Origin of the sequence: Mycobacterium sp. 852002-51961_SCH5331710 (genome assembly GCF_001665535.1) — a bacterium.
Lineage (GTDB): Bacteria > Actinomycetota > Actinomycetes > Mycobacteriales > Mycobacteriaceae > Mycobacterium.
On record NZ_LZSQ01000053.1, the window covers coordinates 58832 to 70367 of the forward strand.

Below are 11536 nucleotides of genomic sequence, written 5' to 3' on the forward strand. Positions count from 1 at the left end.
TCCCAGGTTTATAGATAGCGGCCGTCCATCGTCGTGGTGTTTCGAGCGAAGTTGACAACGACGCCGAGCACCGGAGTACCGATAACCTTCATCCCGGCGGCGATCTCGGTCAGCGAACGCGTCGTCGCATCGGCGTCAACCACCAGGACAGCGGCGTCTACGGCCCCCACCAACACCTGGGCCTCAACGGATTCCGCGAATGCCGGGCAATCGACGATCACGATGTCGGCATCGTCTTTCGCGGCCTCCAGGCGTTGTTCGAAGGATTCGGCGGAGAGCAGGGACGTGCGGCCGACAGTCGTCGTCGAAATGGAAACAGGAGTCACCGCCCGCGGTTTCGGCACTTCGACTTGCGGCTCGAGCTGCAAGAGGACGACCGATCTTTCGCGTTCGGCGTACGCCCGACCGAGTGTTCTCGACACCGTGCTCGCTCCATCACCAGAGTGCGGCCCCACGACTGCCAACACCGGCGGCTTACTCAGCTCGGAGATCGGATGCAGAACCGAATCGACGTTGACGCTCAGGCGTAACGCGGCCTGCCGGAAGTCTTCGTCGCGGTCGAATGCGGCATCCACATCGGCAGTCCGGGTCAAGATCTTGTTGCGCGCGAACTGACCGATCACCGTACTTCCCGTGAGCGCCTCCACATCGCGGCGTGACCGCACCTTGGTGTCGAAACGTTCAAGGAGCCAGATTAGTCCGAGCATTACGGTGACAGCACCGATCAACGCAGCAGCGCTTATCTGCCACAACGGAATTGCGGTCGAAACCGCGGTCGCCGGATTCGCCCGGGTCACCACCTGAACCAACGGCGGGATGTCAGGGTTGTTGTCGATGTACTCGATCTTCGCCACATAGGAATCGAGAACGTCACCGTAGGCGTTGGCAATATTCGCTGCTCGTTCCGGACTCTCATCGGTTACCGAAACGACCATCAAAACAGTGTCTTTGACCGTTGACGCCGACACCTGGTTGACCAACTCCTGCGGAGTCAGCTTCAGTTTCAGCCGATCGATGACGCGTTGTGCGAGATCGTCGCTCTTGAACATCTTCGAGTAAGTCAGAATGCGTTGCCGGGAGAAAAGGTCGCCCTGGTACGCGCCGGCCGAAGTCTTGACATCGGGCGCCCGGAGGAACAGTTCGGTCGAAGCCGTGTACTGCCCGTGAACGGTTGCGTTGTAGGCACTCGCCGCGACCGATGCCATCACCAGGCAGACGGCGACGACCAACCAGCGTCGACGCATTACGATCCACCATCGCTTCAGAAGTTCCATGGTCCTCCGCCACATCGATTCGTAGTGCCGACTACAACCTGTCGGCCAGGACGTTGTGAACGAATTCGGGCTTCGCCACAACAATTCGACCGAGGTAGCGTCCCTGCCCTATTTCCAACAGCCGCTTGGCTTCTCTTATCTCAGACTCCGACGTTCCCGGAGCCTCGGTCACCAACACCGTCACGCCATCGGGACCGACGAGATCGATCGCGTCGACCGATTCCAGCACCGCCGGTGCAATGACGAGTACATCTTGTGTGGCCGCTAGTTGATCGAGCACCGCGCTCAGTGGCCGGCAACGCCGACGAGGGTCCGACTCGTTCGACCCACCGAACGGCAGCCAATCGAATCCCCCAACGTCGTCGAAGGCGATCGCCTCCTCGAGCGCACACCGGCCAGAGGCCACGTCCACAAGGCCCGGTTGCCCCGATGGGCCGGTATCGACCGCCGGATCGGCAACCACCACGACCGGCCGACGGAACCGTGCATTCGCCATGACTGCCGCGAGTCGCCGAGCGGTCATCGTCACGACGGGTGTACTCCGAGGTGCGACCAAAATCAAAGGGGTCCAAACATCATCGCGCAGCCCGTTGATTTGGAGTTCGGCAATGCCTGTGTCCGCATCCATCAGATCGGTGTCGGATTCGTCAGCCGACATGATCCCGAGTACGTCTTCGGCGTCATCCGCGGGGCCGACAAGTTCTGCGAGTGCCCTGCCTTCGCGCATCGACACAAACGTCAAACCCGTCAGGAAGCCGAGGAGCAGTCCCGATCCGACGTAGATCATCGTCCGCGGTGATACCGGGCTAGTGGGAACGGAGGCGGTCTCCACCAGCAACGGCTGGACCGGTGACACCTGTGTGAAGGGCGGCCGCTCGACCTCCTTGATGGTTGCTATCAGCTGCCGCGCTGTCTCGTCGGCAATAAGGGCCGCTGTGGTCGGGGACCGGTCAATCGCCTGTATCTCCACGATGACCGTATCCGGAATCACGTGCGCCGCCAGCTTCCGGCTCAATTCCTGTGCCGAGATCCGTAAGCCCAGACGGTCGATCACGGGGCCGGTGACGAAGGGAGTGTCGAGTAGCCGCGCATAGCTCGCCACCCGCTGCTGGGTGAACTCGTCGCCGTAGGCCAGTACAGCGGAGCCACCGATATTCGGATCCGCAATGGCTGTCGAATCGTTCCAGTACGGTGCCACGATCATCACGCGGGCACTGGCCTGGTACTCGACCGGGAAAAAGAAGGTCGCGGCGCTGATGACAGCGCCCCCAAGCAACGTCCAGCACAGCAGTGCGAGAAGATTCCGTCGGGCGATCGCGAACAGGGTGCCGATGCTCCTCATTTCGCCAACCCCATTGCCTTCAGGTTGTCCACTATGCGGCGTGCGTAATATTCGTTGCCAGCCGCATTGAGATGGATACCGTCTTTCCAAAGCAAGGGATTCAGGTCTATCCCGCGATACCAACCCTGTGCTACCGGATCGATGACGTAAGCGTCCACTTCTTCGGCACTACGTCTCATTCCCGCGGAAACTGCGGAGTAGTTCGACGCTACGTCCGCCGATGCATAGGACGGCAGAATCACGATGATCTTGGCCTTCGGCCACGTGGCGTGCACCCTTTTCATGTATTCGTCGGCAGCTGGGATCGTTTCAGTGGGTGGTAGACCGAGATCGTTACGACCACCGTCGACCAGAACGTAGTCCACGTTGTACGTCCGTCCATCCCGGTCAAGACGATTGATGAAGGGGACACCTCGCGAATCGCCGTCGCCCACCGCGTTGACGAAACCTGTGCCGCCCTGGGCATCCACAGTGAGATTCCAGCCGAGTAGCTCGCCGAGAAGATACGGGTATGGACGAAACGTCGGGTCACCGGTGCCGCCGGCGAAGGAGTCACCGACGACTAGAAGCGTCGGCCGGTGATCGAACAACGACCCGATCGACGGCACCGTGGAGCTTTGCTCTCGCCCCTGAGTAAACACATCGTCGCGGCGCCATTGCAGATATCCGACGCTCGCTATCAAGGCCAAGAGGATGACGCTGAACAGCGCCAACCGCGCGCGCCCAACGCCTGCCGACTTCTTGTCAGACCCGAACATGGGTCACCGTCGGCAGATTGGGTAGATCGACGGCCTCCGCATCGTCCGGCAATCCGGGGTCACCATCCAGTACTTGCGGATCTGACGACGAAGATCGCACGAATGCTGCGAACAGCAGAAGGAAGAACAGGAACGAAGCAGCCTGCAGGAGCGACCCGCGCAACAGGATCATCATGTAGAACGGCAGGACACAAGTGAGCAAAGCCGGCATGCCGGCGGCGTCGAACTGTCGTTCGATCCCCGTGTCGGTTCTGTGCAGCCACCATCCCAGGGCGAACATTCCGACTATCAGCAGAATCCAACTGCCGTTCAGGAAGAACTCTATCCACAGCGGCGCCGAGAGATTGGTGAACGGGTAACCGCGCACATTCGCGATGAGGATTCCCGAATCAACGGGTTTGTCATCCCAAAGTTTCCTGGGGACGGCGAACAAGAACACTCCGAGTAGTTGCCTGCCGGGAACGATGCCATCGCGCGAGGCAACCAGGTACCCGTTCATCAGCTGTCCGAACGAATCGTAATCGGGCGATAGCAGAGCCTCGATCGGATTCGACGCCTTGAAGTCGGCCTCATCGCCGTACCGAAATGCGTCAGCCAACGGAAAGACCACGAGGAGGCCCATCAGAAAAGATGCCGCCGTGATTCGGAATCTCGTTCTGGTCGAGAACAATCCCAGCGCGGTCGCCGCAGCCAGAATGGCCGTACCGGAGAGGTACCGGGCGTTCGAGATCGGATTCATGCTGTTGGCCAACAACACACCGACCACCACGGTCAGGACGAGATTCAGCCTCAACGCACCGTCCGATGCGAGGAATCCGCGTTCGGTGGCACGCCTCAACTCCCGGCGAAACCGAACCAGCGCAACAAAACCCACGAGTAGAGCCATGAAGGTGCAGCCACGAACCATGAACCCCAACGTGCCGGGCGGCCACACCGCGTTGTACACCGCGAAAGCTTCATCACGGCTCTTGGTGAACTGGATCCAGCCGACCTTGGACAGGTAATAGGTGTTCAACAGGATCGCGAAACCCACCAACAGCAGCAGGCGGGTGCGATCGATGGTGAACATGCGCGATGTTTGTCCTGCCTGCCTCGCCAGTCGGGCCTTTCCCCGCAAAAGCATTGCGTTATCAGCCAGCGCGCCGAGCAGAAACGCGCAGCAGCCGACGATCGCGATCAGGGAACCCACCCCGATCAGGCTGTGGTCGATGCGGGGGATCGTGTCCGGGAACAAGTTCAGGCGGAGTTGGACCAACGGCGCGAGACCCAGGAAGGCATAAGCGAAGGCCCAAAACATCATTTCGAACAGTCGACGCTCACCCGTGCCGATCAGCCAGGCGAATCGGGCGCCGGCCAGGACGATCACAGGTAACGACCACAGCCAGAGTCGGTTGTCCGGCACTCCCGTGTACCTGATGATCGCAGCCGGGCCAAGGATGACCAGTATCGCGCCGGCCCACAGTGTCAAGAGGGCACTGGAGGTCTGAACCCGTGACGCCAGGCGTGCCGCAACGGTCGTGGACAGCTCCGATCGGGCGACCGAATTCGCCGTAAGAATCAACACCTTTCGCTTCGGGTCGACCGGCCTGCGAACGCGCGGTGATCGGTCAGGCACGTCGCCTTCGGCCCACGGCCGGAACCACAGCAGGCCCATCGTCGTGACGAATGCCGTCGCGGCGACCATGCCGAGCGCCACACCGGCCGCCGTGCGAAACGCTACCGCGGCTCCAAATGAAGTCAGGAGCACCACCGCCACGTAGCCGCCCTTCAACCGAAGCGCGTCACCGCTGCGGTTGAAGGTACGAAGGTAGATGGCAATTGCGATCACCCAGGCGCCGATTGCATACTCGCAGGCGATGATCGGCACAATCTGTTGCGTCGCGGCGAACGTCGCACCGAGGAGGAATTCACCCATCCTCACCGGCAGCAGATATATGCCGATACCCAACGCTATGGCAGCCACCGACATCGCGCAGGTGATGCGAACCAATATCCGCCACACCTGCACCGGCCGCATCGTCAGGCGTGCACCCTCGGATATCACGATCAACGGGATGGCACTGGCCAAGATGGCCAGCGGTGCCAGTAGGGCGGTCGCACCACGGACCGCTGCAGTGACAGCTGGACTGATCACCAGAGTCGCGAACAGCAACACCGCGAATACGGTCGCCTGCTCGAGTCCCGCCTCGGTGCCGTATCGGACGCGGTGTTTCCAACTGTCGGCCAGCCATTCGGCGTAGCCTGCCCAACTCGGGCTCACCCGAACGTTGACGAGCATGCCCGCCAGCGCGACAAGCGCAAGTAGACTCCAGGTGCACACCAGGAAACTCGCGGTGATGTGTGGCACCTCGAGCCAGGTACCCACCAGCAGAAGAGCCGAGCCGACGAACCACACGCCATCCCAAACGGCTGCGATGTACGAGCGCCCCTGCGCAATAGCGATATAGCGCAGGACATCCTGCACGAGCACCACCGGGGCGGCCAACAACAGCAGCACCGCCTGACTGCGCACCGCCGGGCCGGCGACAGCGACCATCGCAATCCCGACGGTCGGTGCGACGATCAACGCGGTCGTGACCGCATATGCGCCTTCCCGACGGATGTCGGTGGCCGATTTCGCCGAACCGAGCAAGAGCGGCGTGCCCAACGCTCCGCGGAGGACGCCAACGGCGGCGGCCAACAGCGTCATCATCAGACCGATTCGGCCGAAATCGCCAACGGACGTCACGACGGCGATCGCGTAGATGATCAGACCGTTACTCAGACTGGAGAAGACCTGATCGGCCCCGCCGGCCAGCGCCCGCGTCCTGCTGAACCTCGACGGCCGCTCCACGCCGGCTACTCCTCGGCCGCCGAAGCCCACACCTTTTCGAGGGCGGGCAGTGAATCAGTCGTCCCGTGGTTGGCGAACAGTTCGAAGTTCGCGTAACTTCCTTGCCACTCCGAGATCCGCGGATCCGAGATCTTTTTCTGCACGCCCTGCGGTAGATCCAGGGTGAGTTGGGCATCGTTGATGGTCAGCCGCGCCTCGTACGCCGTGGTTCCGTCTTCGGCCAACGGCTGCGGGAATTCTCCCGCCGCAATGACGTCCAAAGGGTCTCCGGCCGAATGCGATACGCTCACGTTCCAGTTCGCCGGCGTCAATACAAAGTGCACCGGAAGCGGGCGGATAATGGGCGGGAATCCGGTGTCGAGGCCGCGGGATACCACCAACGCGACAGCTCCCTTGGTGCCGCGCCCCGCCCGGAACACGAATCGTGCTCCGATCGACCGCACCGGCCCACCCAGATCCGGTGTACTGAAGAAACCTGCCGCAGACCCGTCTCCGGTGGGCTCATATGTGAGTCGTCCATCGACGATGCGAGGAAGGGCGCCCGGGTCGTCCGGCGTACCGCTGACCCGCGCGGGCTCCCCACCGTCGAACTGTTCCGGCGCGGGTCCGTTGGGCTTTCCCGCGAAGGTGGCTTCTACGGTGATCCCCTGCGCGGCAACGGAAGCCTGCCCACGAACGAACCCCCACCACAGTGCCGCCGTCACCACAACGGCGAGCACCGCGGCCAATGCCACCTGTGGGGCAAGCCGGAGTGGTCGGCGGGCCGTTCGGTTACTCATGTCACCCTTTGCCCGACGATCGATCCGTACACGTCTTCGAGTCGCTGAAGCACCGGCGCCATTCCGTACGTCTCGCGAACCGCCGCCCGCCCGGCTTCCCCCTGGGCTTGGGCGGTTTCGGGATCAGCGAGCAATCGTGAGATCGCATCCGCGTAGTCGTGCGGGCCACCTGCGACAACCACACCGCAACCGTTCCGTTCCACGAAGTCGGCGAGTCCCCCATCGGCGTTGATCACCACCGGCACTCCCTCGGCGAGGGCCTCGATGACGGACATCCCGAACGGTTCGCGAACCGCAGGAAGCACGTACACGGCTGCGGCTCCCATCCGCTCGGCCACAAGTTCAGGAGGTACCGCAGGTTCCCGGCGCAGGCATGCTTCGCCGAAGCCGTCCGCGCGTGCCTCGGCGATGATCCGGTCGACAGCCCCTTCGGCCCCTTCCGGCGGGCCCACCAGAGCGAACTGCGCGTCGACATCCTTGCGCAGTAGTTCGAGCGCCGCCGCGGCGAACACCTCCGGGCGCTTGCGTTCGTGGAGTCGCGCGAGGAACAGCACCTCGGGAGGCTGCGACCGCTTGACCGGGTTCGCGACCTCTTCTGTCGATACACCATTTACAAGCGGTTCGAGCCGCAGTCCGGGACCGCCGATGGCCTCGAGTTCAGCGCGTTCCGCATCGTTCAGGTAGAAGACCGCGCTTGCCGATCCGAGCAGCTTCTTCGTCCACAATGCGTCAATGGGTGCCGCAAGTGGATGGGTCCCAGTGATGACCATCCCGTGCGTCTGCACGACGACGGGCAGTCCGAGTTGCAGCGCGGTCCGGGCGGCCGGAACGGTCACCAGGTCGCGCGCCAGGTGAACGTGCACGACATCGAACCCGGGGCCATGACGCCTGAGCCATCCGGTCATGGCCGGCGTCCAGGTAGCGGCGTAGCCGAGCCCAGGAAGCACTCGGCGAGCCGCGAACAACCGGACCGGCGTGCCGTCAATCCGTTGTGGCGGAATAGGATAGCCGTGCGTTCCGGCAATCAGGGTCGCCTCGTGCCCTGCCTCCAGCAGCGCCGCACACTGATTGAATGCGACCCGGGCCGGACCACCGTACGCACCGTCGGGCGATACCAGCGTGAGCACCTGCAAGACCTTCATACCCGCCGCCTCCGCCTGCCGGCGCTGATTTCTATCATCACCGCTCCGCCGGACTGGTGCTGAATCGCCGAGATTCGGCGTCGCCGATTCCAGAGACGCCACCGTTCGACTTCGCGGTACGGGGAAGGTCGATCCTGAGCCGAGTCGTGGCGCTCTCTGTTCGCTCGAACCAGCTCCCACTGTCCACAGGATTGGACCTGATGAACTCGGCCGGCGAGCCACCGTAGATGCCCGCAGCCGGATTCAGCTCTCTGCTCCTGCTCAACGTCGAGTTGGCGATCAACAGCGAATGGGACGGCAGCACTGCGCCCTTCAACACCAGGCAGTTCGTCAAAACCGCGGAGCGCTCCCCGATGACGACCTGTCCTGCCGACTGGACGTTCAGCGTCAAGTCGATTTCATGGGTGAGAATCGTCGTCCGCTGACCGGCCACGGCGGACATGTCGCCGATTCGGACGATCCCGGAACAATCGAGATTGTGTCGACTGGTGATCGCTGCACCGTCGCCCATGATCAGGCTTCCCACATCGGTGTGCAATGCCTGGTAGGCCGGGTGTGCAGAAATCGTGTTCAGAGATCCCATCGTGGCCCCGTCGCCCAGCTTGAGAAGCCGAAGAGACCGGAAGATGTTCAAAGCGGCAATCGTTGAGCCGCTTCCGATGACGGCGTGGCCGACATTCAACGCCAGTACGGGACCGATGCGTGCCTCCGGAGAGATCTCATGGCCGAACATCCGCAGCACCTTGTTCTTCAGCGCACTGCCGGGTAGCAGCCAAACGAGAATTTCGATCATCTGTGCGGCGGTCTTTCTACTCAACGGTCGCCAGATTGTGAGTCGGTGAACCAGGCGTACATCTTCTTCAGCCCGGCTTCGATGGTCACTGTGGGCCGCCAACCCAGGTCCCTTAGTCTTGTGTTGTCCATGACCTTGCGGGGGGTGCCGTCGGGCCGGTTCGGGTCGAACAGCACTTCACCTTCGAACCCGACGACGGATTTGATCAGGAGCGCCAGATCGCGAATTGAGATCTCCTGGCCCGAACCGACATTGATGATCCCTCCGCCGTCGTAGTTCCGCAGGAGGAAGACACAGGCATCGGCGAGGTCGTCGGCGTCGATCAGTTCTCGCAACGGTGCGCCGGTTCCCCACACGACGACATCAGACAGGTCGGCCACCTTGGCTTCGTGGAATCTTCGCATCAGGCCTGCGACCACATGAGAATTCTCCGGATGAAAGTTGTCGCCCACGCCGTAGACGTTGGAAGGCATGGGCGAGAACGCGTTGAACCCGTACTGCTTTGCGTATGCGTTGCACATCGTGATGCCGGCGATCTTCGCGATCGCGTAGGGCAGGTTGGTCTCCTCCAACGGACCGGAAAGAAGCGCTTCCTCCACGATCGGCTGTTCTGCATGCTTGGGATAGATGCAACTCGACCCCAGGAACATCAACTTCCTGGTGCCGTGGCGATAGGCAGCATCGATGACGTTCGTCTGGATCTTGAGGTTCTCCCGGATGAAGTCGGCACCCTGTGTCGAGTTGGCGATGATTCCACCTACTTTCGCGGCGGCCAGCACCACGTATTGAGGTCTCTCCGATGCGAAGAAATCATCCACGGCCGTCGAGTCGTCAAGGGGCAACGCTTCACGCGTGCGGGTCAGGACGTTTCGGTAGCCGGCGTCCTTCAGGCGGCGCTCAATCGCAGACCCGACCATGCCTCGATGGCCGGCAACGTAGATCAGAGAATCCGTTTGCATGTGTGTACTCCCCTTAGGAGCCTCGATAGGGCGACTCGATGCGCGGACGGGCCGCGAACACGGTTGTGCCCGAGGGAATATCACCGGCGACAATGGCTGATGCCCCGACCGTCACGCCGTCTCCGATGTGAACACCGCGCAATATGATTGCTCGCGCCGCGACCCAGACCGAAGACCCGACAACAATTGCCGCATTGTCGAATTCGAAAGAGGGACTTCGCCGGTCATGACTTCCGGTACACAGGAACGCACCCTGCGATATACATGTATCCGATCCGATCCGCACCGGTTCCAGGTTCAGTATCCAAACCTCTTCGCCGATCCAGGAGTCGCGCCCCACTGCCAACTTCCACGGCCAGTGAATCTTCACCTCGTGTCGAATCTTCACTCCCGAGGCGATTTCGGCGCCGAACAAGCGGAGCACCGCGATCCGCAATGCATTCGGGCACCACCACTTCATCAGTAGCCCGCGCGACATCAGCCAGAGCATCTGAACCGGCACTCCGCGGCCCCTGCTGTATCCGTTTCCCGTGAAACCCCCCAGGGCAAAGTGGTTTCCCGGTCCAGGGTCACGGAAGGAAAGCTGGGACGAGGAATGGTCGGCCATTGTGCTCATCTGACTACTCCCAGCCGCGCAGAGCAGGTTTGTCCACCCACGGCGTTCCCTCATGCCGCAGCGCGGTGATGTCCGCGTCCACCATGATCGCGGCCAGGTCGGGCGCGTACACTTCCGCTTTCCAGTCGAGCGAGCGCGCAGCCTTCGAGGGATCTCCGATTAGTGCATCGACCTCGGCGGGACGCAGATAATTCTCATCGAATCTCACATAGTCCTGCCAGCTCAAACCGGCCCGCTCGAAGGCGATCCGGACGAACTCCCGCACGGTATACCCTTGGCCGGTCGCCAATACGTAATCGTCCGGCTGGTCGGCTTGAAGCATCCGCCACATCCCTTCGACGAACTCGGGGGCATAGCCCCAGTCGCGTACGGCGTCGAGATTCCCGAGGAACAGCTCACCTTGCATTCCGGCTTTGATCCGGGCGACGGCACGCGTTATCTTCCTGGTCACAAAGGTCTCTCCGCGCCGGGGCGACTCATGATTGAACAGAATCCCGTTCACCGCGAACATCCCGTAGGCTTCCCGGTAATTCTTTGTGACCCAGTACGAGTACACCTTCGCAGCACCGTACGGCGACCGCGGATAGAAGGGGGTGTCCTCATTTTGCGGCGGGGGTGAGGCGCCGAACATCTCAGAGCTCGAGGCTTGATAGAAGCGGCACGAAAGTCCGGCTTGTCGCACCGCTTCCAGTAGGCGGACGGAGCCCACACCCGTGACACTTCCGGTGTGCTCCGGCTCGTCGAACGACACCCGCACGTGTGATTGTGCCGCCAGGTTGTAGACCTCGTCGGGGTTGATCTTGCTCAGCAACATCGACAGCCTAGCCCCATCGGACATGTCACCGTAATGGAGGAACAGTCTGGCGTCGGGGCAATGCGGGTCTTGGTAAATATGTTCGATACGAACCGTATTGAACGTCGAAGCCCGTCGGATCAGCCCGTGGACTTCATAGTCTTTCGACAACAGGAACTCGGCAAGATACGAGCCGTCCTGCCCCGTGATTCCGGTTATCACCGCCACTTTGCGCATGACCGCTCCA

Annotated in this window: 10 protein-coding genes; all 10 read right to left on the minus strand. The window is 61.9% G+C overall.

Translation table 11 applies throughout. The features are described 5' to 3' along the window. Positions 1–8: 8 nt before the first annotated feature. The 10 genes from A5752_RS08835 to gmd all read right to left on the minus strand — a co-directional run bounded on the left by A5752_RS08835 (position 9) and on the right by gmd (position 11526). Complete coding sequence (locus tag A5752_RS08835; protein WP_067084356.1) at positions 9–1274, minus strand: Wzz/FepE/Etk N-terminal domain-containing protein; 1266 nt, start codon at positions 1272–1274, stop codon at positions 9–11. A 31-nt stretch (positions 1275–1305) separates the two neighbouring features. Next, entirely contained in the window at positions 1306–2616 is a 1311-nt protein-coding gene (locus A5752_RS08840) for a hypothetical protein (RefSeq protein ID WP_067084358.1), read from the minus strand. Beyond that, positions 2613–3374, minus strand: coding sequence for an SGNH/GDSL hydrolase family protein (locus A5752_RS08845; RefSeq protein WP_067084360.1), 762 nt, complete (start codon positions 3372–3374; stop codon positions 2613–2615). Before A5752_RS08845 ends, A5752_RS08840 begins: the two co-directional genes overlap by 4 nt. Beyond that, positions 3361–5859, minus strand: a complete 2499-nt coding sequence (locus A5752_RS08850; protein ID WP_156613718.1) for an MATE family efflux transporter — start codon at positions 5857–5859, stop codon at positions 3361–3363. The genes A5752_RS08845 and A5752_RS08850 overlap by 14 nt, the downstream gene beginning before the upstream one ends. A gap of 353 nt (positions 5860–6212) precedes the next feature. Further along, on the minus strand, positions 6213–6986 hold the full coding sequence (locus A5752_RS08855; RefSeq protein WP_156613720.1) for a hypothetical protein: 774 nt from the start codon (positions 6984–6986) through the stop codon (positions 6213–6215). Beyond that, positions 6983–8128, minus strand: a complete 1146-nt coding sequence (locus A5752_RS08860) for a glycosyltransferase (protein WP_067084365.1) — start codon at positions 8126–8128, stop codon at positions 6983–6985. Before A5752_RS08860 ends, A5752_RS08855 begins: the two co-directional genes overlap by 4 nt. A 37-nt stretch (positions 8129–8165) precedes the next feature. Beyond that, positions 8166–9023, minus strand: coding sequence for an acyltransferase (locus tag A5752_RS08865; RefSeq protein WP_156613721.1), 858 nt, complete (start codon positions 9021–9023; stop codon positions 8166–8168). Beyond that, positions 8942–9880, minus strand: coding sequence for a GDP-L-fucose synthase family protein (locus A5752_RS08870; RefSeq protein WP_067084368.1), 939 nt, complete (start codon positions 9878–9880; stop codon positions 8942–8944). The genes A5752_RS08865 and A5752_RS08870 overlap by 82 nt, the downstream gene beginning before the upstream one ends. 13 nt (positions 9881–9893) lie before the next feature. Next, positions 9894–10370 carry an LbetaH domain-containing protein gene (locus A5752_RS08875; RefSeq protein WP_231983364.1) on the minus strand — a complete coding sequence of 159 codons (477 nt, stop codon included), beginning with the start codon at positions 10368–10370 and terminating at the stop codon, positions 9894–9896. Between the two features lie 130 nt (positions 10371–10500). Then, positions 10501–11526 (minus strand): GDP-mannose 4,6-dehydratase, encoded by a 1026-nt coding sequence (gene gmd, locus A5752_RS08880; protein ID WP_067084372.1) that lies wholly within the window; start codon positions 11524–11526, stop codon positions 10501–10503. Positions 11527–11536 lie beyond the last annotated feature (10 nt).

Bases quoted from the DNA above. Each gene is read 5' to 3' on its own strand.
- A5752_RS08870 (WP_067084368.1), bottom strand. From the start codon at position 9,880: ATGCAAACGGATTCTCTGATCTACGTTGCCGGCCATCGAGGCATGGTC.
- A5752_RS08845 (WP_067084360.1), bottom strand. From the start codon at position 3,374: ATGTTCGGGTCTGACAAGAAGTCGGCAGGCGTTGGGCGCGCGCGGTTG.
- A5752_RS08840 (WP_067084358.1), bottom strand. From the start codon at position 2,616: ATGAGGAGCATCGGCACCCTGTTCGCGATCGCCCGACGGAATCTTCTC.
- A5752_RS08875 (WP_231983364.1), bottom strand. From the start codon at position 10,370: ATGCTCTGGCTGATGTCGCGCGGGCTACTGATGAAGTGGTGGTGCCCG.
- A5752_RS08860 (WP_067084365.1), bottom strand. From the start codon at position 8,128: ATGAAGGTCTTGCAGGTGCTCACGCTGGTATCGCCCGACGGTGCGTAC.
- gmd (WP_067084372.1), bottom strand. From the start codon at position 11,526: ATGCGCAAAGTGGCGGTGATAACCGGAATCACGGGGCAGGACGGCTCG.
- A5752_RS08855 (WP_156613720.1), bottom strand. From the start codon at position 6,986: ATGAGTAACCGAACGGCCCGCCGACCACTCCGGCTTGCCCCACAGGTG.
- A5752_RS08835 (WP_067084356.1), bottom strand. From the start codon at position 1,274: ATGGAACTTCTGAAGCGATGGTGGATCGTAATGCGTCGACGCTGGTTG.